We start from the raw sequence: 25131 nt of genomic DNA, 5'->3' as shown, positions 1-25131 counted from the left end.
GGGACCTCCAGGCATCGGCAAGACCAGTACGGCCCTGGCACTGGCAAGGGATATGGGCTGGGGCGTGGTGGAGATGAATGCTTCCGACCACCGCAATGCCGATTCCATCCACAGAATAGCGATCCGAGGCGCCGTGGGCGAGACCTTCAGCGATACTGGGGAGTTCCTATCGACCAAGGACGGAAGGCACAAGCTCATCATACTGGACGAGGCGGACAACGTGTTCGGCCGGGAGGACCATGGAGGCATACCGGCGATCGCAGAGCTCATCCAGACCACCAAACAACCGGTCATCCTGATCGTTAATGACCTGTACGCACTGAGCAGACGGAGCTCTGCGATAAAGTCAGCCAGAGCGATATCTTTCAATAAGATCAACTCGAACACCATGAAGGCTCTGCTCCGCCGCATCGCCGAAGATCAAGGCGTGGAGATATCGGAAAAGGCCCTGGAGCACATCGCCGAGAACGCGAACGGGGACATGCGGGCGGCGGTGCGGGACCTGCAGGCGGTCTCGCTTGGCGCGCTCAGTGTCGGTGATGACGACGCCAATGTCATGGATTCCAGGCTGTCCACCAAATCGATGTACGACCTGATGGGGGAGATCCTTCATGGGAGCAATGCACAGAAGGCAAAGCGCACAATGATGGACATCGGGGAAACCCCCGATTTTGTGCTGAAATGGCTGGATGAGAACGTGCCAATGGAGTACAAGGACCATGGCGACCTGGAAAGGGCCTTCGACCGCCTCTCCAGGGCTGACATCTTCCTCGGACGAGTGCAACGGCGCCAATACTATGGCTTCTGGTCATACGCCACGGACAACATGGCCTTAGGCGTGACCCTGGCCAAGAACAAGCTCTACCACGCTTGGGTGCAATACCGGTTCCCCTTCACGATCATGCGGATGGCATCCTCCAAGAACGCCCGGGGGGTGGAAGGGGACGTCATCCTTAAGATAGGAAGGGAATGCCATGCGTCAAAGGCCCAGACGCAGACGGACATCCTTCCCTATTTCCAGACCCTGTATCAGGCCAACAAGGAGTTCCGGTTGAGCATGACCTTGAAGCTGAACGTGCAGCAGGAGGAAGCGGCGTACCTATTGGACCAGAAGGTCGATTCTGCCGCCGTCAAGCACCTGATGCAGGAGATCGCCGTCCTCCAGGGAGCAGCGGCCGGCTCGATCAAAGGAGAGGATGAAAGCCGCCCGAAGTCCGTGGAAAAGAAGAAGAGGGGACGTAAGAAGTCCGAGCCGCTGCTGGAGGCGGCAGAGAAGGTCCCCGAGCCGAAGCCGGAACCGCCAAGGGTCGTTCCGAAGGAAGAGCCGAAGAAGGAACCTGAACCGGAGAGGACGGAACCGGCACCGGAAGAGAAGACCAGACAGAAGTCCCTGTTCGATTTTGAGGCATAGGCATGAAGGATGACCTCAGGTCCATACTCGACAAGCAGGGCTACCGTACCTATGGCGGGCATGCAGCGGTCAAGGTCTGCCACTGGATGAAGGAGAGCATGCTCCACGGTCGGCAGTGCTACAAGCAGGACTTCTATGGAATAAGATCGCACCGCTGCCTGCAGATGACCCCGGCCGTCAATGATTGCACCCACAATTGTCTTTTCTGCTGGAGGGTGCGCGGCTTCGAGTCCACAGTTCATGAATGGAAGGAACCGGAGGAGATGTTGGACGCGCTGATCGAACAGCAGCGCAAGCTGGTCTCGGGGTTCAAGGGTGACCCCCGTTGCACCAAGCAGATGTGGGATGAATGCCGGGAACCGAAGCAGGTGGCGATATCGCTGGCCGGCGAGCCCACCATGTACCCTTACCTGTCCGGCTTCATTGCGCTCTGCAAGCGCCGGGGAATGACCACCTTTTTGGTGACAAACGGAACGTTCCCGGAGGTGCTGGAGGGGATGGACTCATTGCCCACCCAGTTGTATGTGACGGTGGCGGCACCGAACGAGGAGCTTTACAAGAGGCTGTGCGTGCCCCGGATCGAGGACGGGTGGCAGAAGCTGATGCGGACGTTGGAGCTGTTCCCATCGCTGAACACCAGAACGGTGATCCGACACACGCTGGTCAAGGACTGGAATCTGGGCTGGGAGAAGGAGTATGCCAAGCTCGACGCCATCGCCGACCCTCTTTTCATTGAACCTAAAGGGTATGTCTTCGTCGGTGATTCCCGGCGCAGGATGAGCATGGACAACATGCCCTCCATCGGAGATGTGGTCCAGTTCGGGGAGAAGGTCGGTCAGGAACTGGGTATGGCGGTCGTTAGAAAGAAGGACGACAGCCGGGTGATCCTTTTGGGCGAGGAAGGTAAGGAAACCAAGATCCCGGGACTCTAAATACCATCAACGATCGAAACCTCCCCGATATTCTCAAGGCATGATGGTAGGAACAGCAGCATCTTCGATCATCTCATTTCTGGACCGAAGATCGTCATTTCTGACCCAAAAAGGCCGGGGCTCATCCTCAAATTCTTGATCTAGACGGAATAGATCTTTCCTTTCCTGCCCATTCTGACCGCTCCCACGAACAGCCCCACCAGGGATAGGATGACCAATATCCATCCGAGCCATGGCAGATCATTGGTGAAGCTCAGCATCGAGAAAACGATACCCACGGTGAATAGGATGATCATTATTCCAGCAGACCGGAGGATTAACTTCTCATCGTAATGGGTCCTCTCTTCCGGTGTCATCGTGTTCCATCCGGCCAACATGAAACCTCCCCGCCCTGAGATCATCGCCGCCCCGATCGAGAACAGGAAGATGAACAACACGCTGAGGAATGCCATTGGCACCCACGATCCAGCCGCTCCTTTGGTCAGCCCTATCGATATGATGAAACAGATCACATAGACGATAATGGAAAGGGCGGCAATCGCGGTCCTCGTACCATCTTTCATTCGTGGATTCGAGGTGTTGTTAGTATGAAAATCTAACCCTTGTGGTTCAATATCTTGAACGGTTCGATCCCATTATTTTGGAATGGATATGGGAGTGGACGTTCACCTGGTGCTTATCAATTCATGACGATGATTTCATTTCTTCTACCAGTTTGGCATGAGATTATGATCATGGTCCAACGTATCTGAGAGCATGGCGGGGGAGAGGAAGCGTTGCGAGAATTGCTGGGTATGGGTGGACATTGGCACGGTTACCTGCCCGAACTGCAGCCATCCATTTCCGCTGGGGGCGCCATCGGAAAACAAGGTTGTAGAAGACAGTAGTGCACCGCCGACCCAAAGGACCATCTCGGGGCTCGGCCGTCCTTTCAAGTTCATCCTGCTCTTCCTTCTGTCGTTCATTGCCGTCATAGCATTCCTTAGTGCAGAAGGCATGGTGTTGAAAGGCAGAACAGACCCCAACTACCTGCTTGGGGATCTGATCACGATATCGCTGTATGCTTTGGTCCCGTCCCTGGTCCTCTTGTTCATTGACTATATCGCAAGTTATGAAACGACCATTGGTAAGAAATGACGGGAAGCGTCCGGATCACTTCATCCGGATGGTCTCCAGGTTCATCGGTGCGCGCGTCTCGATGTTGAACTTCTTGTACAACGCCGACGCCAGGTCCAAGCATTTGTGCTCTTCCCCATGCCCGATGATTATCCTCTCCGGCTTCGGTTCCAGCGTGGCGATGTAATTGATCAGCTGGCGCCGGTCCGAGTGACCGGAGAAACCGTCGATCGTCTCCGAGTCCATCTTGAACTCGACGGTGATCGGCTTGCCCTTCTCCATCATGGACAGATCCTTGACCCCTTTCTGGATCTTCCGTCCGATGGTCCCTTCCGCCTGGTAACCGACGAACACGAGCGTCGAGTTCGGGTCGTCCGCCCAGTTCTTCACATACTCTAGGACCGGTCCGCCGTTCATCATACCACCGGTGGCAAGAACGATGCACGGGTCCGGATCATGCAATATCTTCTCCCTCATGTCCTGGGAGTCGACCCGCTTGAATATGTCCGATAGGAACGGGTTCTGGTTCATCTGGAAGATCTGGGTGCGCAGCTGCGAGTTGAGGAACTCAGGGTAGGCGGTGTGTATCGCGGTAGCCTCCCATATCATCCCATCCAGGTAGACCGGCAGCTTGTCGATCTTTCCGGTGCGGACCAGCTCCTCTATGACCAGCATCACTTCCTGGGAACGTCCGACGGCGAACACCGGCACGACGACCTTTCCCTTCCTTTCCAGCGTTCGGACGATGATGTCGCGGAGCTGGGTGGAAGCCTCCACCCGGCTTGGCTGGATGTCATGATATCCACCATATGTGGACTCGATGATCAGAGTCTCCAGACGGGGGAACTTGTTCACGGTGGCGTTGAACAGCCAGGTCCTCTCGAACTTCATGTCGCCGGTGAAGGCGATGTTGTACAGGCCGTCGCCAATATGGAAATGGCATACAGCGGAACCGAGGATGTGCCCGGCGTTCTGGAAGGTCAAACGGATGTCTGGAGCCACATCGGTGGTCTCTCCATACTTCAAGGGTATGCAATGCTTGACCACATCGCGGACCTGGGCCGACTCGTACGGGCTCTTCTTGCCTTCCGAATTGGCCACCTTGATATAGTCCAGCTGAAGCAGGGACATCAGATCCCTGGTCGGTGCGGTACAATAGACTGGCCCTTCATAGCCGTACTTGTATAATGCTGGAAGGAGGCCGCAGTGGTCCAGGTGGGCGTGGGTAATGACCACGCAGTCGATCTGATCCAGCGGCTGGATCTCCGGGGCGCTGAAGTATGGCGTAGCACCATCGGCGCCGACGTCCAGTCCGCAGTCGATCAGGATCTTGGAGTCCCGGGTCGACAGGAGCGATGCGGATCGTCCGACCTCGCGGAAGCCGCCCAGAGCGGTCAGGCGGATCCATGACTCCCCTTCGTACTTCTGCCGGGCCAGCTTCCTGCCGGTCTTCCGAAGGAAATCCTTGCGCTCGGTCTGGATATGCCTTAGGTAGGAACGTATCTCGGAGACTGTCTTTGACGGTATCGGCGGTGCGCGGACAACTTTGGGAGCCCAGCCGACCTCTTTCTTGATCTCGTTCAGGATAGCGCCCTGCTTTCCGATGACCAGCCCCGGTGCGATCGCCTCGATCGTCACCTCTCCGGTCTCCGGTTCGAAGAAGATGTCGGTGATCTGCGCTTCGTCCGGAATGATCTCCCGGATCCTTTTCTCCACCAGGTCCGGGTCGGCCAGCAATGAGGCGTCCGGTCGTATGGCGACGCGGCGCCGCAGACCTTGGGCCAGCTGACGAACTATATCATTGTTGGAGGCGAATGCATCCATGTCTTTGGTGTAGATGACCACTACCGGGCCCTCGAAGTCTATCGAGGTGATATTGATGTGCGACGGTACTATCTTGCGTACCTGTTCTCGGGCATCTTCCAGAATTCTCTCGGCGCTCATGAAATCAACTTTTGGTTATTAACAACAGGAAAATTTTTAAAAAAGGGGTTTAGTTCGGCTTGGGCACGTTGATGCCCATGCGCGAAGCACGCTTCGAGATCTCCTCGTCGGAGACCTCCACATAACCATCTTTGGTTATGGTGATGATGGCCATGCCATCGCCGCTGGCCGAGTCCCTCTTCATTGCGGCATTCAGCGCCCTGATGGCCAGGTCGATGCTGTCGCTGAGGGGCAGGTCCTTCTTGTAGTGGTCCTCAAGGACACCGTATGCGTAAGGTGAACCGGAACCGACGGAGATGTAGTTGTCCGGTATCGATCCGCCTGCAGCGTCCAGGGAGTATACGTGACCTCCCTCGCTGTCGTGGCCGCCGACGATCAGTCCGACATAGAAGAATCCCTGGGACCCCCCACCTCTCCTGAGGATGTTGGACATCAATGTGGCCGCAGCCTTGACTGACATGGGCGCCTGGCGCCTGAGCTTGTAAAGCTCGACCTCGGCTTTGACATAGCGGGCGAGCACTTGCGCGTCGCCGACCAATCCAGCCGTGGTAAGTCCAAGGTTATCGTCGATCTTGAAGACCTTCTGCGTTTCCTTATGGGCGATGAAGTTGCCCATTGTCGCGCGGTGCTCCGAAGCTAGCACTACTCCGTCACTGTTGACGATTCCTATGGTGGTCGTACCCGTCTTTGTAGCCTCTACCATACATCACACCTTCCAGAATTGGTAAAAGGATGAACAGACAAATTCTGTCACGACTCCAATTGGGACTACTCTATATATAGATTTTGTCAATTCGGCCCGTTCCTAGAACGCTGGAAAAGATTTAGCCCCTCTCTTTCAAACCTTGTCTGGCCCATCATTGTTATTGGACTTCCCGGGACCGACTTCCAGGTATCTCGCGGCAAACTCACACAGCAGTAATGCCACTGCCACTCCTGCCACGATCCCGGTCAGGATACGGAGGGTGTTGTTGGATTGGTAACTGGACACCGTTTGCAGCCCGCCGTCCAGGAGGATGGGCAGAATACCGACGGCGAGCAAGAAAGGGTTGATCCGCCTTACGTAAAGCAGACCCACCACCATGCCCGCCAGCAACCCGATCGATAGCCCCACATCCCTTGAACAGATAGGCAGTTCGTTGCCATTAAGATAGTATGAGCGCTCGGCGATCTGGTGGCACTCGATGTCGCCCATGGTGTACACGGCCTGCGCGAATAGGTTCATCCTCGCCTCTTGTCCCGGATTGTCCAGTCTTCCCACTGCTCCAGAGAGGTCTTTCACGCTCCCGGCCGGAAGGGAAAAAGGGGCCACCAGTATTATCGTCAGCCACGCTACGAATATCGCCAGCATGGTCAACTTCCACTTCTGGAACGGGGTCCTTCGGCCGCTCATTCGGTCCCAAGCAGTCCGCATCGGGTAGATAATCCCTCGCTTTCTTGGTATCGAAAGGCCGTCGAAAGAGGCGATTGCGACTAAGTGATCTAGTCGATACAAACGCGGTTACCATAATATGTAACTATTAGCATTTATTGGAATATTATCTAATAATAACAACTAATTAGAGTTCAATACATGTTTTTTAGAACAAAATCTCATCAATGAATAAATAGTAGGGACTGTCGTAGACACCTAAGGTCATGACCGGGAAATCCTTGCCAGAAAGGAGGTGCTTAGCCAACAGGAATATTGGTTCCAGGAAAATCGAGTAAGACATCCTTACGGGGTCTGGATCGAACAATTCGTCTCTCCGACAATCTGTCACCCAGGCCCCGGTCCATTAAAGATCGGGAACGTATATCCTTAGGACGTTCAGATTATCTCTGGCCGATATTCTGATTCGATCTCCTCAGTCACTCGCATCATAAGCGACGTTCGTTGTGTTTTTGGGCATATTACTTATTCTCATTAGAAAAACAAGAAATATCAGCAGATGAGTTGATTTTATTAGCCAATCAATCGATCGGCAATGTAGTTTCCGCGATCGTTCCTCTCGAAGATTCGAGGCCGGGGATTGAACGTTAACGAGGTATCAAATGAGCAACACCGAGCTCGATGAAACGGATGCAGCCATAATCAAGACGCTTCTCAGGGATGCCAGGACCAACCTCAAGGATATGGCAGAGGCGAACGGGGTATCGACCAATGCGGTCTTCAAACGCATCGAGAAGCTGAGGTCCAACGGGATCATAGTAGGCTCCGCGACGATCTTCAATCCGAAGGCCATCCATGAATTGATGGCGGCGACCGTGGAGATGACGGTCGACTTCACAGACATAGAGAACGTGGTTGAGTCCCTGAGGGGACACCCCAACGTACTGCTCTGCTTTGAGTGTATCGGGCGCTGCAACGTGTTCGCCCTGATAGGCGCCCGGTCGGTCAGTGATCTTGACGCGGTCAAGGAGGAGATAAGGCAGAAACGTGGGGTCAGGAAGATCGCAGTAGCGATGCGCGTGGATGAGCTGGAGTTCCTCTATGACAATCTTGACATCGGACCGATCGGGGGTGTGCAGGATGGATGAGCTCGATCGCAGGATCATGAAGGAGCTGATGCTCGATGCCCAGCTGCCCTACGTCAAGATCGCTGAGCGTATAGGCACATCGGCAGAGACGGTGCGGAAACGCTACGATCGCATGAAGGAGGGCGGGATGATACTGCAGAGCTCCATCTCGATGGACTTCCGGAAATTGGGGTTCGAGGGCCTGGCGGTCCTCATGATACTGAGCCGGGACGTCACCAAGACCCTTGACGGTCTGCGCGTCACCAGCAACGTCATTGCGGTCAATCGGACCATTGGGGAGCACGACATCATGGCCTTCGCCCTGACCAGGGACGTCGACGACCTCTTCGATATCGTCTCCCGGGTCCAGCGCATCGATCAGGTGGAGCACGTCGAGGTCATACTCTGCAGGCTGACAGGTCCCTCGTCAGGAGGAGGGATCTTTCACCGTATGGTCCCCCAGAACGGACCTGATGTGGTCAGGCGGTGAGGCGGACCTCATTGCCGTTCCGTTACTAACCCAACGTTCATCTATCCCGTGATGGGATTGCCCACCCATGAAAGAGCTGCCGGATGAACTGGTCTCCCTGAAGCGTTTCCATGGCCACCTCGGTCCTTATGTCGTTGTCGGTTACCGTATGGGCATGATCGCCCGACCCCGTTTCGGGCATAAGCTGCAGGCGGTGGTCTTCACCGGCAGGCACCCTCCTATGTCCTGCCTGATCGACGGCATACAGCTCAGCACCGGATGCACCATGGGAAAGAACAACATCGCGGTCCGGGATGGGCACCTGCCGGTGGTCCATTTCATGGATTCCACGAAGACTGTCGAGGTGCGCCTGGTGGACTCGGAGCGGGAGAGGATCGACCGGACCATGACCAAGGAGAACGAGGAGGAGCTGTCGGTCCAGGTGCTGAACGCCGACGAGAGGGGCATTTTCCAGGTCACAGAAGTTGCGTCAGGCCTCCCCGAGCGGCTAGTGAAACTGAAATGAACACGACCACCGCCACCGGCGCCTTGGTGAAGAACCGGTAGGCGACCTCGGTCCAGTTCTTGCCGCCGAGCAGGAACACGGTGAAGAAGGAAACGATGAAGGTCAGCTCGACCACGTAGATGCCGCCGATCAGGGTCATGTTCTGTACCGAACCCGACCCGGGGGAAACCGCCCCCACCAGGGAGAACAAACTGCCGGTGATCCCCAGGACGATCGGGGCGAAGATGGCGCTGGTCGAGGTCATCATGTCGACCACGCTCTGCAGCTTCTCTCTTATCTTGGCCTGGCAGGAGCGCAGGTCGGAGAGGTACTGGGCCAGGTTCAGCGCGACCTTGCCCGCGGCCTGCGGGTCAGAGGCGGCGCATTCGGCCACGGTGATGATCGCGTTCCTTATCAGCGGTGAAAGGCCCATCAGCTCCTTGTCATCGGCGATGATCGTCGGAAGGTCCTGCTTGGTGGTCAGGCACCTGTACCTGGTCCTCCGGACGAACTCTCCGAACGGGGATGACGACCGGGAACGGGCCACTTCCTCGAAGGCGACATCAAAGCTGATTCCGGTGGTCATCCGGTTCCCCATCTGGTACAACGCGTTGACGAATTCCTTCTCGATCCCTGGTATGCGGGTGGTGCGGGCGTGCTCTCCTCTGAAGCGGACGTAGAAATAGCCGGAAGGCAGGCACACGCCGATGATCAGGACGATCTCGGGGCGATCACCGACCAACGCGATGGAGAGAACGATCATCGATGCGATGTAAAGGACGATCCCCGCGACCGCTTTCGGGTCTAGGGACAGCGTCGGCCGCCCGACCGCCTGCAATGGATTTCGGGACAGTGTGGACCGGGAATATAGGAAGGAGGCGGCCGGGAACACCACCAGGAGGAGCAGTGCCAGTTCTGCGTCGGAGACGATCGGGGCCGCATTGGCCCCGGAGCCGATGGACGATACGCTGCCGAGGGTGAGCAATGGCACCAGCGAGAACATCATCACCGGCAGCAGGATCCCGAACGCGAAGAACACCATGGTGGGCAGGGCCAGCGAGGCCACGTAGCGCTCGACCCGGTCCTTCACCCCGTCGATGACCAGAGCGTTCGCCTTGTCCAGCAGGCGGTCCATTCCTTCACGTGTCGATTCGTGGGTGGCCGAGATGAAAAGGTGGATGGACTGGCGTAGACTTTCGTTCTCCTCGGTCAGGGTGGCGGCGAACTCCATCATGGAAGTGGGCAGGTCATAGCGTACTCGGGTGAGCACCTGCCATAGCAGGATCCTGAGACGTTGGTTCAACGATCCGTCCTCATATTGCGACGCAAAGGCCACCGCCCGATCGAGGGAGGGCTGGAGCTGCATGCTCATCGACATCGCCCCTATGACGTTCGGTGACTCACGAAGCATATCCAGCTCCTCCCGCTTTGTACCGTTGGAGGGAGAACCGATGATCAACGAAGGAATGATGACCATGGTCAGCAGGAAGGGGATCACGAGGTAGGAAAGGATGGTAGGCCCGAACATGATGCCCATCGAAGCGAGTAAGACCATGCCGACGGCCGCGACCGTGATGAAAGCGGTATATGCCCGGGTGCGCAGGGCTTCCTCGGTCACCCTATGCCTCCTCATCCAATCAAGCTGGGCATCGGTCCGCTTCGACTTGAACATCGAACAGAACCACGACGGCGTTCTCCGTTCCGTTCGGACCAGGGGAGACATCCTCACATTCCCCTTGAGATCAGCTGGGTGAAATCCCTGACCATGGCGTCGTAGTCCCTTTCCTTCGAGTCCACTCGGCTCCAGAAGAACTCGTTGCATTTGCAGGTCCATTCCGGTCCCAGGAAATCGGTCCGTCCCGCAAAGGCCGCGTCGACCAGGGCCTGCCTCATCCGTGCCCGGCTCTCGATGTTGAGCATCGCCTCCTCGTAACTGATGTTCCATGAGGAGGCTATCCGGGAAATGCACTCCGACGTGAACGAACGGTCGAACACCGGAGTTGCGGAGTTGTTGTCATAGACCACCAATCTGTTGAACTCCCCGACGCCGCGGCTCCTGGCGCATTCCGCCACTTCCACGACCTTGCGCTCCTGGCGCTGACCCCCGGCGATCCGGTTAAGACCAAGGGTGATCACCATGTCCGTGGCGCTGAACGCCTCACCGGAGATGCCCAGGTCGTGGACCACGCGCTCGAAGACCGATCGCGCGGAGTCGCCATGGATGGTTCCCAGCACTGACGAGCCGGCCTTGCCGGTCCGCATGCTCTCGTACAGGGTCATCGCCTCCTTGCCGCGAACCTCCCCGAGCACTATGGCCGATTCGCCCAATCGCAACGACACCCTCAAAGCCTCGTCCGTTCGGTCCGCCCGGTCTTGACCCATCCGGTTCTCCACCAGCATCGATTGCACCTTGAATCCCAGGCGTTGCATCTGGCGGCAGGGAAGTTCCATGGTATCCTCGATGGTCAGGATCCTCTGGCTGACAGGGAACTCGAACAGCGATGCGGAAAGCAGGGAGGACTTGCCTGAGCCTCGCGGACCGCAGAAAAGAATGGTGCTCCGGCCGTCGATGAGGAAGGAGATGAGACCGGCGGTCATGGCGTCGATCGTTCCGTTGTACATGAACCTGGGCAGGGTCCATACGCTGCGCGCATGTCTCCTCAGCGCCAGGGCCGTACCGTTGGGCGACAGGGGCTTGCCGATGAACGTGGCCCGGGCGTCGAACCCGACCGCGTCGGTCTCGAGGACCGGGAAGGCCTCGGAGAACGGCCTTCTGCTGTATTGCCGGAAACGCGAGACCAGTCCCTCGATCTCGTTGCCCGAGGCCACGATGTTCGTCTGGCAGCGGACCACCGTACCGCTGCCCTTAATCCCGCCCACCGTCACATGGATCGGGTTGTCCTGGCTCGGAGCGTCGACGTAGATGTCCTCGATCCGGTCATCGCCCAGAAGGACCTCGAACAGCCCCAGTCCGATGGTGTATCTGGCGGTGACGTTGGCCAGCTTATCGATGATCGAGGTCCTTTCCTTCTCATCAGAACCAAGATCGACACGATCCCTCTGGGCGATCCTGCTGATGGTACGGGTGGCGGTCTCGCGGACGTATCTGCGCAGCTCTTCATAGGAGCGTGAGATGTCGGCAGGGGGGCAGTTCGAAACCGCATCTATGGTCTCCTGCACCGCTAGCGACCATTCCTTGGGGATGTTGTACTCCCAGGGAGAGACATGGTAGAATGTCTGAGTGCCCTTCGTAAGTATCTGGACCTGCGAATCCGAGACGGCGTAGGCATCGATGGCCGTCAGACCATTGGCCTGCGAGGGAAGGGTCCAGCATTGGGAAAAGCGCGGGCGCTTCATCCGGTCACGGTTGAGCAACTGGCGTACTCCCCGCGGAACCTCGTTCGGCTGACGGACGGTGACCTGCTCGGCTATGATCCGGGGCATCATTCCGAGACCCCCACGATGCGGAAGGCCTCTTTTGCGACGATGCGGTCGATCCCTTTGGAGATGGCTTCCAGGCGGGTCATCAGAGAAGCGGCGGAAGCGGCACAGGCATAGCAGCCCGGACGGACGGCGGCCGACGAAGCCCGGCGGCGGAGGTCATCCCAGGGCAGCGGTGCCCGGTCGGCGATCGCGGCCACAAGCTTCCTCGGGTCGTTCGGGCAGGATTGGCATTGCTCACCGCCCTGGACCGCCAGGCTGCCGCAGCGGCAGGCCCGGACCAGTTCCGCATAGGCGTTCAGGACCCGGACGCAGCCCTCGCGGTAAAGCGATTCCCAATCGCCGGAAAGAACGACCTCGTTCACTTCAGTCTGATCGGCGAGGACAGAGATGACCCGTTTCAGGCAGACGACGTCGTTCAGGTCCTTTCCCTGGGGACAGCCACGGCAATCGAACAGAAGGCCGTCCTCTGACCGCGTAAAAACACATTCGGTCCTCTTCGGCTCCAACGTCTGGACGGCCGGCCTCTTTGCAACCAATACTCGCTTTGCCCTCATTCTATCTGATGCGGATGAGCAGCGTCCGGGGTAATCCCATTAACAATTAACTGTAAGCTACGCCTACGTTCGGATATTGCCGTGCATTTAAGCCAAGAAGTGCATAGCCGACAACGTGGAGCTGTTAGCGCCGGTAGGATACAAGGACGCCCTGAAGGCGGCCATCATCGGAGGAGCGGACGCGGTCTACCTGGGCGGGAAGGACTTCGGCGCCCGGCGTTTGGCCGAGAATTTTGATGATGGGGAGATGCGCTCTGCGATCAAGCTCGCCCATGACCATCACGTCAAGGTGTACGTCACCGTCAACACGTTGATCAAGGAGAGCGAGCTGGAAACGGCCGCCTCGTACGTGGACATGCTGCGTTCCATAAACGCGGACGCGGTCATCGTCCAGGACCGCGGTCTTCTCCGCCTCATCAAAGAGAGCATCAAGATGCCGGTGCACGCATCGACCCAGATGGGGATCGATTCTATCGAAGGGGCGCTATGGGCCCAGGAAGAGGGCATCGAGCGGGTCATCCTGGCCCGGGAACTGTCCCTGGCCCAGATCCGTAAGATCAAGGAGGGAAGCAAGGTCGGCCTCGAGGTTTTCGTCCACGGGGCGCTGTGTTACTGCGTCTCCGGACAATGCCTGTTCTCCAGCATGCTCGGGGGCAGGAGCGGTAACCGCGGGCTGTGCGCCCAGCCCTGCCGCAAGGAGTACGAGCTCGGGGATGAGCGCGGCTACCTCCTCAGCACTGCGGACACGTTCGGCATCGAGGCGATCCCAGAGCTGTTGCGCATCGGCGTGAAATCGATCAAGATCGAAGGCCGGATGCGCAATCCGCTGTACGTCTACGTGGCCACCAAGATATACAAGTCGGTCATCAAAAGGGCCCAGGCGGGCGACCGCGAGCTGATCACGCCGCGGGAACGCGAACTGCTGGAAACGGTGTTCAACCGGGGCTTCTCGCGCGGTTACCTGATGGACACGAATGTCATGGCCCGGGAGTACGCGGATTCACGCGGCCTTCCTCTGGGCAAGGCCGTCTCCGACGGAACAAGGCTGGCGCTGAAGACCGACAAGGTCCTTCCTGGCGACGGGATCACCATGTACCGGGGCAGCGAGAAGCTGGCCGGTTTCGAGGTCAAAGAGCAGAGCAGCACCAGGGATGGAACGGTGTACCTGCGCTCCCCGTTCAAGATGGAGGTGGGCGAGTTCACCGTATACAAGACGAAGGACCGGGAGTTCGACTCCATGCGAAAGATGATCGATACCATGCAGTTCCCCGAGCTCACCGCCACGAGACGTCCGGTCCAGCTCCGCCCGGCGAAGCACCGGCGCCAGCCGAGGCAGGCGGAGATGTCCGTGTACGCATCGAGCCTCAAGGTGCTGGAGAAGGTCCTGCCGTTCTCCGACCGCATCTATTTCGAGCGGAACAAACAGATCGACGAGGCCCGGGCCATGTGTACGGACGCCGGCCAGGAGTTCGTCCCGATCATGCCCCGGGTGTCGGTGGAGATGCCGTTGCTGGAGGACAGCTCCATAATGGTATGCAATGTAGGCCAGGCCCATCAATACGGAGACCGGCGTCTGTACGGCCACCACTCGATGAACTTCTTCAACTCGATGACGATCCCCAGGCTCTTCCAGCAGACTATGTCGGTGGAACTGTCGCATGATGACATCTGGGAGACGGTACAGCATTACGACGGCCGTTTGGAGGTGCTGGCTTTCGGCAGGGTGGAACTGATGATCACCAAGGACCCGTCTTTGAAAGAAGGTTTCCTGATGGACCATCTGGGCAAGCGTTTCCAGGTCTACCGTGACACGGACGGCTATGCCCACATAACGAACTCATCGGACCTGTTCCTCCTGGACTATCTGCAGGAGATGGAGGACATGGGCATCGATTCTTTCGCCCTGGACCTGCGCCGCAGGCATCCGGACCTGGCCGAGCTGGCCGCCAAAGTGTTCCAGGGGAGGGACCTGGACAGCAAGGCGGTCCTGAGGAAGAAGTGCGGACCGATAACCTCCGCCCACTATCAGAACGGCGTACCGTGAAAGGTAGGTTCATTGTAGTCGCTACAATCTAGAGGATCTCATCAGATCGCTCGTCCATGGTCAAGCGGACCGGAGGTCGGCGTCCCGGCCGGACCGGTATTGGAGGATTCATGGAGTCGGTCCTGGCGATGATGGTGGTCATCTGCGGAGTGATCCTGGTGACCACCTCGCTGGCATTCGTCGGGATCGACCTGAGGCGCGATTCAGGACAGAACTCCCTCCATGACGGTTGCAGGTCGCTTGCCGACCAGGTGTTCTCGCTCGGACCCCCTTTCTTCGAAGGGGATGTCCTTCAGAACTCATCCCTTGGATCGCTCAATCCATCGCTCTTGCATGCCGGTCCAAAGATCAACGGCTATTCCATCCTGCTTCAGGACATCACCATGGGCGCAGCTTCCAAGGTCCTGGTGCGAATGGGAGAGCTGAGCCCTGAGAACGAGACCTGCTCTATTTCGGTCCCGTTGACGCTTTCCATGACCGATCGGACGGTTCACGCCGCCAAGGCCACGGTGATGGTATGGCGATGAGACGACCGGGCAGGTCCGGCATGGCAGCGCTCTTCGACGCGCTCATGTTCCTGACGGTGATGTCGGTCGTGTCCGTGACCGTCCTGGTCGCCTTCACTCCTGTCCACGGCATCGATCAGGATGTGCAGGCGTATGTGGAGAAATGTCACGCCGTCCTGCTGAGCACGACCCTTCGCTCCTGGTCGGAATCATCGGAACGGTTCATGCCGGTCTCGGACGCCATCGGCACCCTGCTGTTCATCAAGAAACCGCTCCCCGATAGGATCCATTCCGAGATCGAATCGACGCTCCAGGGTCTGTTCCAACCCCAGTTCACGGCGGAGTGGAGGTGTTCGTCAGGGGAGTACCGTTATGTTTTCGGGAGCGGAAACCAGAGTGCGGTAGGTGACGACATCTTTGTCTCCAGCCTATCGGTCGCCTCTCCTTCGGGTCCATGCAGCTACGTGCTGACGGTCCGGTATGCTTAGACCTTCTTCTGGACCCGCTCATATGCCAGCCGAGTGCCCCGACCGATCTCGATGAACGAGCATGCGAACCCGGCGATGATGGCTGCAAAGATGAGTGGAACGGAAAGGTCAGACAGGGCCCACTTGGTGTCCAGCAGGAAGACTACGATGAGAACGACCGCCAGGGCGCTAAACACATACATCAGATAACCGGCCAGGGATGGGGGGATGATGATAACGGTACATGTCCCGTCGCACCTTTCGCACGAGCGCCCGCTATACCAGTTCTTGGGGTGCAGCTCCTTGCATTCTGGACAATAACAGAACTTCACGGTCCAATGATGCAGGACCCGGAATAAATTGGTTTTGAGACCTTCAGGTCTGGGCGGGAAAATGCTCTTTGTTCCATGCCGTTTCCGGAAGCGACATGTAGACGTCTGAGTCTTCCACCTTCTTGCTCAGCTTGATCTCGCATTCCCTGAGCCGTTCCAGGTTGAGCCCCCAATAGAATATGCGCCAGTTCCTTCCGCTGGCTAGCTGTGTCTCCTCCCAATGCGTCTGCAGCAGGTCTATGTCCTGGAGATAGTAGAACAGCTTTCGGTCCTCTTGGCTCAATGCATTGTCGATTATCTCATCATGATACCCGAAGTAGTTCAGGATCCTAAGGGATACCTCCTGTGCGGTCTCCTCATTGAACCCTGCTCTTGATTCCAGCGTCTTTTCCAGCAGCGTAAAGCGGCTTATGTTGTTGTTCTCGTTCATTTTTTGGTACTCGCAATAGAATTTGAACTGGTGGGATATTAAAGCTATCCCTTTGAAACACTGATTTGAAGAAGGACCTTCGACCTTGATACGATTCTAAGCCATGCCAGTAGAGGACTGAAGGGCAAAATATCTCCTAGGTAGGATCAGAAGTTCGCCCGTCAGTAGATTTAATAATTCATTTTTGAATTTAGCGGTCATGAACCTCAGCAACAAGAGCCTGGCCGGAATACTGTTCTTCGTTAGCGCGGCCTGGTTCATGACCATCCTGATGATCTGTGAGGCGATCGCCCCCGGGTATAGCATGAACGCCAACGCCATAAGCGATCTCGGAATCATCAGCCAGTCCAGTCTCTTGTTCAATGCGTCAATATTCGTTGTCGGCATCTTGAACATCGCCGGTGGATATCTCTATTACCAATCCCACCGGCGGCGCTATGTCCTGGCCATGTTCACCATCGCCGGAATCGGGGCCATGGGCGTCGGCATATTCACCCTGAACACCCCCGGTCTTCATGGCATATTCGCGTTGGTGGCGTTCCTGTTCTTCAACCTGCAGGCCATCGCCGTGGCGGGTATGCTCAGCTGGCCTCTGAAGCACCTTTCCATCATCTTAGGGTTGATCGGACTGGTCTATATCGCCGTCATGTTCGTGAGCGACTCGGGGATCATCGATCTTTTCGGCTCCATCGGTCACGGCGGAACAGAAAGGATGATCGTCTATCCATCCATCCTCTGGCTGATGGTCTTCGGCGGATATCTGATGGGAAAGGAAAGCAGGGACTGCCCATCGCCCGCCTAAGTTGGCCGTTCATTGATGTAGAGGTATTGACGATCACTTTCCATCGTCCGCTTCCATCCCACCCGGGTTGGCGTATGGGTGGGCGTAAAGCTTCAGCACCGGGTACGAGTTCTCCACCAGGGTCTGCACCGCCTTGCGCAGATGTTCCCCATAGGTCGACCTAGAGAGGCCCATCTTCTCTGCCACGTGGTCCATCTTATTCCGGGCAGGAACGCTCAGCAGGCCATGTTCATACGCCGATACTAGGACCTCGATCTGTTTTTCGGTCAATCCTCCAAAGAACGGTAGTGGGGCGATCCCCATGTCGATCAGGGCGCCTGATTCGCTGCGGACCTTCATGGAAGCGACCTCCACCTCGCCGTATAGCTTCAGCTGGGATATGCAGTCCCTAAGGGCGGATTTGTTCGGCGCGAACAGACGCAGCATCTCCCATCCTCCGGAATAGGTGGAAGGTCCGATGGAAAGGCAGCCTGCCTTTTCTGCTATTCCTGGAAGACTCACCCCGTCGCAGGCGCATGTCGTCACCATGGTCACAGCGGAGCCCTTCTCCTTCATCAATTCCTGGATGCAGGTTACCTTCTTCAAGGACTCCATGACCTCGTCCAGGGAGTCCTTTCCGGAGGAGAGCTGTAGGACGTCGCTTGAACCGTTGCACCACACCAACATTCGGGTGTCAGGATATTCGTTCGAGATCTTGCACATGGTGGAATCGTGCCTGATCCTGAGCTTTGCATCGATGATCTGCATGAGTGTCCATTTCGCGTGTGAGGATATACTTGTTACGCCGCCCGAGGGCGGTTCGTGCGGTCTCCAGCAGAACGCGGTTTCATTAACATCATGCATGGGATGTGCCGTCCTCGGGCGGCGCATAGCTCATCGTCTGCAAGTTGCTGCCAATGAATCATGATTCCAAATCCGCTGATCATGGAGCAGTCCAAATATAGCACCGCCAAAGACCACGAACTCAGTATCTATTTTCTTTCCGAATGGAATCGGGAAGGGGCTTCGTGGTTCTCAAGACTCGTTAACGGTCATGCACCTTGGCCTGCGCGAAGAAGGAGCCACCGTCATGTTGTATCCAACGGGGATGAAGGAAAGGCTCCCACATATTCCATGAATAACAGGATCAGGTGAGATGGGCGGTTCTTCAATGTTATCATGACAGAATGGCCGTGAAAGTCCCCGGACATGAGACCCATTCCCATCCATTCCTCTTATCACCATTATCTGGATTCTATGGTTTCCACATTCTTGGCCTTCGTAAGAACCTGAAACTTCGACAGGGATCTGTGCACCCGGATCAGTTCCACGTTGTTTATCTCCTTGACCTGTCTGTTGAAGGTTGGCCAGTCTACAGTGTCATCGAATTCTAGGACCTCGATGTTGCTTAGGATCACCGGCAGTTCTATGGATTCAAGGTCTCCCTTGGACACTGACAAATGTTCCATGTTGCCAATATGATAGACCGGCGCGGCGGAGGTGGCTATCATCGCCTTCATGGCGATCGTGGTATACTCCCCGATCGGTATGCCACGCTTCTTGGCCTCGGCCGCGAACTGAGAATACGTATCATCTTCAATTCCTCGTATGGTTACGTCGGTCACTGAAAGCCTCCGTTTTGATCCTTTTCCGGTCATGGATAATAGCTCTGAGAATTAAAACTCCTCCGGCTATCATGGTGGCCGCGGGGAACACAGAATACCATGGGATGTTGAAACCTAAGGCCGACAGGAGCCAAATGAGCCCTAGAGACTGCATGGCAACACCGATGGAACCTAGAGGAACGGACTTTTCTGCACTCTTCACCCTGCCCATTGCATCGCCATTGGCACCATAAACACATGAAGAGGTCCGCTTTCGTTCTGCGTTTTCATCCTCACGGTCCGCACCCACCGATGGATAGCCTTTTGCCTCTCCCTTCCTCAGCCAAACATATTCTGGGTCCACGCTTGCCGGTGTAATTATCACCTATATCACCATAATCACCATAAGGTTACATAGAGTATATGTAACTTGGTATTGGTGAAAAATAGACCTAAGATGGGTGAAAATGGGCAGAAAAAGGTCCTCGATCGTTCAGACCCGCCTTAAGGCGTTCACTCTTTTGGTGGATTCTTCTTACGACGGCGATAGACAACCCCAACATAGACGATCGCAAGCAACACGATCACTATGACAAGGTCCCATATCGGGTTCCTTACGATCCAGTCGATCCAGGTAACCTTCGGAATGCCATTGGAAACCGCTAGGGACGAGTAGGTCAGAATGAACAACCTTCCCTCTCCATCCAGGCCAGTGCTCCTAACATTTTCTCCCGCGTCATAGGACCAGAGCTTGGTTCCATTCCGGTCCACCGCATGAAGGATCCCGTTGACCCCGTAGATCACTGTTCCTGCCTTATCAACGATGATCGGGCTGGAGGAGTAAGAGCCGCTCTCCACCTTCCAAAGCCGGGTCCCATTGGCATCGAATGAATAGAGAGCTGCTGGCGATGCGAAATCGTTGGTGTTCACATAAACATACAACTCGCCCCGACCTCCTGTCCCTATGCCCTGACCGATACTGGCCACGAATGTTCGATTCCATGAAAGGCTGCCTTGGGGATCCACTGCCCAGACCGAATAATCCGAGGTCACATAGATAGCGTCATCAGGTGAAACGAATATCCCGTGGGTTGAGCCATATGAGAAACTCGAGGGGAAGGTCACGTTCCAAGACTCGATACCGTTCTTGTCCAAAGCGTATAGATGATCATTGTCGGCTAGCGCATATATCAGGTTCCCACTTATGTCGGCCGCAACGGTTTGGCTATATCCGCTCGGATCGATGGAATTGAATGTATGTTTCCATTTCACCTCGCCGTTTGACGAGATCGCACAAAGATAACTAGATACGTTAACGACTTGGGTTTGAGAATTATTTTGGTAATACGAACTTAAAGTATATTCTGATACTGCAATATAAGAGGTATTGCTGTTATCGATGACTGGATGGTCAGACAAGAAATAGTTGTGCTCAGGGCTGCCTTCGAACACATATTTCCATAGGAGAGTTCCGTTCCGATCTAGATCCATCAGGACGGCACTGGTGGTCAGGTTCGACGTTATTATGCGCACATTGCCATCCGGACCGATGACTGGACTGCCAGCCCTATAATCACCGATGTGGGTCGACCATTTCATCTTGCCATCCCAGGTCCTGGCCTCGAGATAGGGATCTGTAAAGTATCTATCCCTAAAGTTAGTCACATAATTGGTCCCGTCAGGTGCGATCGCCAAACCATATGGGCCTTCCAGATTGGTCCTCCAGATTATTCCAGATCCTGTAATGTTCATGGCGCTGGAGGATAGACTTCCTTCAGATCCGCTTAGTGATAGGGCATCCTCATTCGCTTGGGACGATAAGATATCCTCCAAGACGACATTTCCAACCGACGATATCGAGAGTAGACAGATCATCAAAATGATGATCAGTCCCACGGCTTTACCCCTCCATTTCCCCATTAATCAGATGTTACTTTGTTGCAGAATCATAAAGATTGCCATGTTTTATTCCATTGAATTCAGGATCTTATTTCTGATCGATGGGCGATTGAGGGAATTGAAGTCCCCCCGATCGATGAGAACACAACTATTTACTCACTAGACCTTCTTTATATTGAAGAGATGGACGATACCGACCTGCTAATCTGCAAGCAATTGTTCAACAACTCCAGGCTATCGCAGAGAGATCTCGCTGATGCCCTCGGCCTCACTGTCGCCGCGGTCCATCGGCGGGTCGAGTCCCTCATCGAAGAGGGTATCATCAAGGAATTCACCGCGAACATATCCAATGGATATCTCAAGGCCATGACCGCCCAGGTCGAAGGAATATGCGAATGCAGATCCGTTGATGCTGTGGCAGGAAAGCTGGAGAAGAGCGGATCCATCGTCAGCATCCTCGTTTCCTCCGCCAACCTGACCACAGCGTCCCTCCTTCTTCGTGAGATCTCCGACCTCGGTCCGACCGTCGAGCATATCAGGACCGCCCTCCAGATGCAGCAGCCTAAGGTGACCATATCTGCAAGGGTGTTCGTTGGGAACGAATTATTCGAAAAGGAGTATACCGGTAACCGGGAGCTATCTCGGATCGACTATCGGATCATCAACGCCCTTCACCACAACTCCCGCAAACTGGTGGTCGATATTGCAGAGGAGACGGGGATCACCCCGAAGACCATCAGGAATCACATCGAACAGATGGAGAAAGAAAGCGCGATAGAATACACGCTGGTCTGGAATCCGGCCTACTCAGGAGGGGCCGATTTCGTCCTAAGGATCGATCTGAAACCAGGCGTGGACAAGGCGCAGTATATTTCAACGCTCAACCAGAGATTCGGGTCACGGGTCATACTTACCTTGATCCACAGCAACATGCTTGACTATGTGTGCGGTTACTGTTGGGCACCGACCATCGCTAAGCAACAGGAATTCATCGAAGCGGTGAGAGGGGACCAGCGCGTCGTCGATGTCAGGACATCGATGGTGCATAAAGAATGGCAGTTCGAGACTTGGCGGGACAGGCTTCTTAAGGAGAGGGCGGCCCTAAAGAGGGAAGCCTAGCTGGACATCTAGATATCTGAAGGCGGTGTTCGGACTACCATTTCTAGCAGGGCATGATGGAGAAAACGGTCATTGTCGTTGTTCTTTTTCCACTTCCACAGCGGACCAGGTAAACATGACCTCAAATCTCCTGGTGCTGAATCCTTCCTCAGCGTGTTGAGCACGCCTTGGAAGGAGAGAGAAAAATGAAGACTGAGAACAGATTGGTACGAAGCGAAAAGGGAAAGGCGGTCCGCAAGAGCAGGTGGCGCAAGGATGCAGATGGAAGATTCCACTACTCAGGGGCGTGTCCATTCAACCATACTGTCTGCTGGTTGAGGAATCGTCATGCAGATAAGACCGCGGTCCGCAACGTGGAGGAGCCTCAATGACCCTGGACGAGGAGCTTGTGGTGCGGGCGAGGAAAAGGGTGGAAGCCAAGATCCGGTTCTACACGGACCTGGGCGCGTATGCGATCGTGAACACGATACTCTTCGGGATGTGGTATGCCGATGGCGGAGGATTTCCCTGGTTCCTGTTCGTGCTGTTGTTCTGGGGCCTGGGTGTAGCGGCGAACGGCCTCACCCTCTTCCGCCATTCCAACTATTTTGAAAGGATGGCCGAATCGGAATACCAGAAGATGCTGAACCGGAATTATTGAGTGGCCTTTGGCCATCCTTAACATCCGTCATGCCCATGAGTATGGTCGACGGCTTACCTGGCTCAGGTTAAAACACTTTCGCCATTATTTCAAAGATGCATTGTTGAATCGAAAACCTTATTCAAGGAATTGGGAATCTGGCCGAAGACTCGATTGGAACATCGATCGGAACTGGGTAGCTAGCTCCGGTCATGTTCGAGCCTCAACAAAGGAATTCAGAGGTATCAACATGGGACTGTTCGACAAAGTAATGGGACCGAAAGAGGACAAGGCAAAGCTGAGCAAGGAAGAGGCATTCGCCGCCGTAGGTTTTGCAGCAATCGCCGCTGACGGTGTCATCACCGAGGAGGAGGCACGCGGTTTCATCGTGGGATTGTCCAGGATGAAGATATTCGCCAACTTCAGCGACAAGGACATGAATGCGATGCTAAACAAGCTCGTGAACACCATCAAGAAGAACGGGCTGGATGGCTTGGTCAAGATGGCGAACGAGTCACTACCAGAGGACATGAAGCAGACCGCCTTCGCCGTCGCAACCGATCTGGCATTCGCTGACGGGGACGTTGACCAGACCGAGAGGGACATCCTGACCAAGGTCCAGCAGCTAATGGGTATCCCAGAGGCTCAGGCAATGAAGATCATCGAAGTCATCATGATCAAGAACAAGGGCTGAACACAGCTCACCTTTTTTCGCATAGGTCAGCCGCGGATCGGCTGACTTCACATTTTTTAACATGCACATATCTTGCGTGGTTCGCATTTTGGCAATTTCATCCTAGTTGGTTCTTTTTCGGACTCCTCCGGACCATCCTGCCGTCCACCATGTGCACGACCGCCATGATGGGATGGTATACGATCATCCTTGGGCCGGAATAGCGCATGACCTCCCTTACGCTTTCCCGCATGTCAGGACGGTAGCAATGGACCGTGCATCTTGAACAGGTCGGCTTATCTTCCTGGAACGGGCATTTGGACAAGCGGTTCGTGGCATAGTCGACGAGCTCACTACACTCCCTGCAGTGCCCTCCCTTCCCATGGTGTGCCCGGCAGTAGATCTTGACCATGACAGTAATGGTTTCCTTTTCCCGCTGAATCCTGGATGACATGAGATCCGTTTTCCCGTGAGATGTAAACGGAACGCTTCGTCCCGCAGATAAGGTTTCGCAGATGCCAGGTGCTGGGTTTGTGGCCTGCGAGATGGCAAGGATGCATACCAAGGCATTTGTAAGATGGTCCGTCCGACCATCATAGGCGGGTCTGGTAGGTCATCCATCCTTTCCCCTCATCAAAGTAAGGAAGGATATCGATCCGGGAAGAACGACTAACATCGATATGAGGGCCGCTCTGCCAGGAGACATGGTATCCCATCAAGGTGATAACGAGCAGATCCTGAGAGCGAGCTTCTTCCCATCGATGAACGCGCCTATCCCGTCCCTGTCATGTTTGAGCCCAACATCAATCGTTGTGCTCCGTGAGGAATTTCAAGATCAGCTTATTGCATTCCTCAGGGTTCTCGATGTGCGGCAGATGCCCGGCATCCTTGACCTTTATCATGAGATTGTTCGGCATCGAATCATGCAGTGCCTCCACTATCGCCTGCAAGGCCTTTATGGATCGTTCTCCTGTGAGCAATAGGGTTGGGTGGGTCACACGTATCGCATCTTCCTTGGTGAATTGGGCGTAGCCGGTCCTCAGCTCACCCACGGTCGTGACGTTAGCTCTCATCATCTCAATGTTCCCTGCCGAGTATTGCTTAATCATATCCGGCCGGTCCTGCAGGCCGTCGAGGAACATCTGCAGCACCCTGTCGTAGTTCTTCCGGTCGAGTTCCTTGAACATCGCCCGGTTGTTCTTGGTTGCTTTTCGCGCCGACAACGCCACCGAGGGCTTCCTCAATAACAATGAGAACCCTTGGATACTACTGTCCGGGTCCTTCAGGACCATGGTCGGCAGGTATGGTTCTATCAGCACCATGCTGCGGACCAGGGATGGATTTTTCAAGGCACAATATGCCGCTGCGGCTGCACCATAGGAATGGCCGATAAGATGTACTGGTCCCCCTCCAAGGCTGTCGATCAGTCCTTGCAGGTCCTTCGCGTTGTTCTCAACTGTGCTGTTCGCACAATCCTTGTTCCGGTTGGGGAAGGCGCACCGACGACTATAGGAGACGGTCCGGAATGACGGCGATAAGGCCTCGACCTGTTCTCCCCATACACGATAATCGGTCGGTATTCCATGGACCATGATAACAATGGGTCCATTCCCTTTCTCTTGGTAGTTCAATTTGATGCCATCCACATCAATTAGTAACATTTTCAGAGCCCTGGGATAACTTGGGTCGGTCATCATATGGTTCTTTCGGTAACCATCGGACGGTTCCGCGTTGCCCATTCTTAGCATTCTTGAATATTTATTAAGAGATGCTTCATTCCCTT

At 55.6% G+C, this 25131-nt stretch carries 29 protein-coding genes; 14 read left to right on the top strand and 15 right to left on the bottom strand.

Going from position 1 to position 25131, the window contains the following annotated elements; all coding sequences use genetic code 11:
* Window positions 1-1411: replication factor C large subunit (locus tag VGK23_09770; protein ID HEY3420829.1), on the top strand; the 1411-nt coding region annotated here is incomplete at its 5' end.
* A 2-nt stretch (window positions 1412-1413) separates the two neighbouring features.
* Window positions 1414-2343: a 4-demethylwyosine synthase TYW1 gene (gene twy1 / locus VGK23_09765; GenBank protein HEY3420828.1), complete on the top strand. Its 930-nt coding sequence runs from the start codon at window positions 1414-1416 to the stop codon at window positions 2341-2343.
* Window positions 2344-2483: 140 nt separating this feature from the next.
* On the opposite strand, the gene VGK23_09760 is transcribed toward twy1, so the two are convergent.
* Entirely contained in the window at window positions 2484-2906 is a 423-nt protein-coding gene (locus tag VGK23_09760) for a DUF3784 domain-containing protein (protein ID HEY3420827.1), read from the bottom strand.
* 193 nt (window positions 2907-3099) lie between these two features.
* Between VGK23_09760 and VGK23_09755 the strand changes: the two genes are divergently transcribed.
* The gene (locus tag VGK23_09755; protein HEY3420826.1) at window positions 3100-3480 is read left to right on the top strand and encodes a hypothetical protein; all 381 of its coding nucleotides are present in this window, start codon (window positions 3100-3102) and stop codon (window positions 3478-3480) included.
* 15 nt (window positions 3481-3495) lie between these two features.
* Here the strand turns inward: VGK23_09755 and VGK23_09750 are convergent, their stop codons facing one another.
* The 3 genes from VGK23_09750 to VGK23_09740 form a co-directional block, all read right to left on the bottom strand.
* Window positions 3496-5403, bottom strand: coding sequence for a beta-CASP ribonuclease aCPSF1 (locus VGK23_09750; GenBank protein ID HEY3420825.1), 1908 nt, complete (start codon window positions 5401-5403; stop codon window positions 3496-3498).
* A 49-nt stretch (window positions 5404-5452) separates the two neighbouring features.
* Window positions 5453-6106 (bottom strand): archaeal proteasome endopeptidase complex subunit beta, encoded by a 654-nt coding sequence (gene psmB, locus VGK23_09745; protein ID HEY3420824.1) that lies wholly within the window; start codon window positions 6104-6106, stop codon window positions 5453-5455.
* Between the two features lie 135 nt (window positions 6107-6241).
* Window positions 6242-6796, bottom strand: coding sequence for a DUF2085 domain-containing protein (locus VGK23_09740; GenBank protein ID HEY3420823.1), 555 nt, complete (start codon window positions 6794-6796; stop codon window positions 6242-6244).
* Window positions 6797-7437: 641 nt separating this feature from the next.
* Here VGK23_09740 and VGK23_09735 point away from each other — a divergent pair.
* The 3 genes from VGK23_09735 (at window position 7438) to VGK23_09725 (ending at window position 8897) form a co-directional block, all read left to right on the top strand.
* Window positions 7438-7923: an Lrp/AsnC family transcriptional regulator gene (locus tag VGK23_09735; protein HEY3420822.1), complete on the top strand. Its 486-nt coding sequence runs from the start codon at window positions 7438-7440 to the stop codon at window positions 7921-7923.
* On the top strand, window positions 7916-8392 hold the full coding sequence (locus VGK23_09730; GenBank protein ID HEY3420821.1) for an AsnC family transcriptional regulator: 477 nt from the start codon (window positions 7916-7918) through the stop codon (window positions 8390-8392). The genes VGK23_09735 and VGK23_09730 overlap by 8 nt, the downstream gene beginning before the upstream one ends.
* A 67-nt stretch (window positions 8393-8459) precedes the next feature.
* On the top strand, window positions 8460-8897 hold the full coding sequence (locus VGK23_09725; protein ID HEY3420820.1) for a formylmethanofuran dehydrogenase subunit E family protein: 438 nt from the start codon (window positions 8460-8462) through the stop codon (window positions 8895-8897).
* On the opposite strand, the gene VGK23_09720 is transcribed toward VGK23_09725, so the two are convergent.
* The 3 genes from VGK23_09720 to VGK23_09710 are packed head-to-tail and all read right to left on the bottom strand — an operon-like array spanning window position 8848 to window position 12856.
* On the bottom strand, window positions 8848-10548 hold the full coding sequence (locus tag VGK23_09720) for a hypothetical protein (GenBank protein ID HEY3420819.1): 1701 nt from the start codon (window positions 10546-10548) through the stop codon (window positions 8848-8850). The two genes, VGK23_09725 and VGK23_09720, sit on opposite strands and share 50 nt — an antisense overlap.
* A 53-nt stretch (window positions 10549-10601) precedes the next feature.
* Window positions 10602-12323: a type II/IV secretion system ATPase subunit gene (locus VGK23_09715; GenBank protein HEY3420818.1), complete on the bottom strand. Its 1722-nt coding sequence runs from the start codon at window positions 12321-12323 to the stop codon at window positions 10602-10604.
* Window positions 12320-12856 carry a hypothetical protein gene (locus tag VGK23_09710; protein ID HEY3420817.1) on the bottom strand — a complete coding sequence of 179 codons (537 nt, stop codon included), beginning with the start codon at window positions 12854-12856 and terminating at the stop codon, window positions 12320-12322. Before VGK23_09710 ends, VGK23_09715 begins: the two co-directional genes overlap by 4 nt.
* A 133-nt stretch (window positions 12857-12989) precedes the next feature.
* Between VGK23_09710 and VGK23_09705 the strand changes: the two genes are divergently transcribed.
* The 3 genes from VGK23_09705 to VGK23_09695 all read left to right on the top strand — a co-directional run bounded on the left by VGK23_09705 (window position 12990) and on the right by VGK23_09695 (window position 15912).
* Entirely contained in the window at window positions 12990-14918 is a 1929-nt protein-coding gene (locus VGK23_09705; GenBank protein HEY3420816.1) for a U32 family peptidase, read from the top strand.
* Between the two features lie 110 nt (window positions 14919-15028).
* The gene (locus VGK23_09700) at window positions 15029-15445 is read left to right on the top strand and encodes a hypothetical protein (protein HEY3420815.1); all 417 of its coding nucleotides are present in this window, start codon (window positions 15029-15031) and stop codon (window positions 15443-15445) included.
* The gene (locus VGK23_09695) at window positions 15436-15912 is read left to right on the top strand and encodes a hypothetical protein (GenBank protein HEY3420814.1); all 477 of its coding nucleotides are present in this window, start codon (window positions 15436-15438) and stop codon (window positions 15910-15912) included. The genes VGK23_09700 and VGK23_09695 overlap by 10 nt, the downstream gene beginning before the upstream one ends.
* On the opposite strand, the gene VGK23_09690 is transcribed toward VGK23_09695, so the two are convergent.
* Window positions 15909-16223 (bottom strand): hypothetical protein, encoded by a 315-nt coding sequence (locus VGK23_09690; GenBank protein ID HEY3420813.1) that lies wholly within the window; start codon window positions 16221-16223, stop codon window positions 15909-15911. The genes VGK23_09695 and VGK23_09690 overlap by 4 nt on opposite strands.
* A 43-nt stretch (window positions 16224-16266) precedes the next feature.
* Window positions 16267-16653, bottom strand: a complete 387-nt coding sequence (locus VGK23_09685; GenBank protein ID HEY3420812.1) for a DUF6015 family protein — start codon at window positions 16651-16653, stop codon at window positions 16267-16269.
* A gap of 199 nt (window positions 16654-16852) precedes the next feature.
* On the opposite strand from VGK23_09685, the gene VGK23_09680 reads away from it, so the two are divergent.
* Window positions 16853-17455 carry a DUF998 domain-containing protein gene (locus tag VGK23_09680; GenBank protein ID HEY3420811.1) on the top strand — a complete coding sequence of 201 codons (603 nt, stop codon included), beginning with the start codon at window positions 16853-16855 and terminating at the stop codon, window positions 17453-17455.
* Window positions 17456-17488: 33 nt separating this feature from the next.
* Here the strand turns inward: VGK23_09680 and VGK23_09675 are convergent, their stop codons facing one another.
* The 4 genes from VGK23_09675 to VGK23_09660 form a co-directional block, all read right to left on the bottom strand.
* Complete coding sequence (locus tag VGK23_09675; protein HEY3420810.1) at window positions 17489-18202, bottom strand: helix-turn-helix domain-containing protein; 714 nt, start codon at window positions 18200-18202, stop codon at window positions 17489-17491.
* Window positions 18203-18678: 476 nt separating this feature from the next.
* Entirely contained in the window at window positions 18679-19059 is a 381-nt protein-coding gene (locus VGK23_09670; GenBank protein HEY3420809.1) for a hypothetical protein, read from the bottom strand.
* Entirely contained in the window at window positions 19031-19402 is a 372-nt protein-coding gene (locus tag VGK23_09665; protein HEY3420808.1) for a hypothetical protein, read from the bottom strand. The genes VGK23_09670 and VGK23_09665 overlap by 29 nt, the downstream gene beginning before the upstream one ends.
* A 149-nt stretch (window positions 19403-19551) precedes the next feature.
* Window positions 19552-20529 (bottom strand): PQQ-binding-like beta-propeller repeat protein, encoded by a 978-nt coding sequence (locus tag VGK23_09660; protein HEY3420807.1) that lies wholly within the window; start codon window positions 20527-20529, stop codon window positions 19552-19554.
* A 591-nt stretch (window positions 20530-21120) separates the two neighbouring features.
* Between VGK23_09660 and VGK23_09655 the strand changes: the two genes are divergently transcribed.
* The 4 genes from VGK23_09655 to VGK23_09640 all read left to right on the top strand — a co-directional run bounded on the left by VGK23_09655 (window position 21121) and on the right by VGK23_09640 (window position 23369).
* Window positions 21121-22056 (top strand): winged helix-turn-helix transcriptional regulator, encoded by a 936-nt coding sequence (locus tag VGK23_09655; GenBank protein HEY3420806.1) that lies wholly within the window; start codon window positions 21121-21123, stop codon window positions 22054-22056.
* Between the two features lie 185 nt (window positions 22057-22241).
* Window positions 22242-22427: a hypothetical protein gene (locus tag VGK23_09650; GenBank protein HEY3420805.1), complete on the top strand. Its 186-nt coding sequence runs from the start codon at window positions 22242-22244 to the stop codon at window positions 22425-22427.
* Window positions 22424-22696, top strand: coding sequence for a 2TM domain-containing protein (locus tag VGK23_09645; protein HEY3420804.1), 273 nt, complete (start codon window positions 22424-22426; stop codon window positions 22694-22696). Before VGK23_09650 ends, VGK23_09645 begins: the two co-directional genes overlap by 4 nt.
* A gap of 229 nt (window positions 22697-22925) precedes the next feature.
* Window positions 22926-23369, top strand: a complete 444-nt coding sequence (locus VGK23_09640; GenBank protein HEY3420803.1) for a tellurite resistance TerB family protein — start codon at window positions 22926-22928, stop codon at window positions 23367-23369.
* A gap of 97 nt (window positions 23370-23466) precedes the next feature.
* Here the strand turns inward: VGK23_09640 and VGK23_09635 are convergent, their stop codons facing one another.
* Complete coding sequence (locus VGK23_09635) at window positions 23467-23802, bottom strand: nitrous oxide-stimulated promoter family protein (protein HEY3420802.1); 336 nt, start codon at window positions 23800-23802, stop codon at window positions 23467-23469.
* 349 nt (window positions 23803-24151) lie between these two features.
* The gene (locus VGK23_09630; GenBank protein ID HEY3420801.1) at window positions 24152-25009 is read right to left on the bottom strand and encodes an alpha/beta hydrolase; all 858 of its coding nucleotides are present in this window, start codon (window positions 25007-25009) and stop codon (window positions 24152-24154) included.
* Window positions 25010-25131 lie beyond the last annotated feature (122 nt).

Source organism: Methanomassiliicoccales archaeon (assembly GCA_036504055.1).
In the GTDB taxonomy this organism is placed as follows: Archaea; Thermoplasmatota; Thermoplasmata; order Methanomassiliicoccales; family UBA472; genus DASXVU01.
This window is presented reverse-complemented; position numbering and strand designations above follow the sequence as displayed.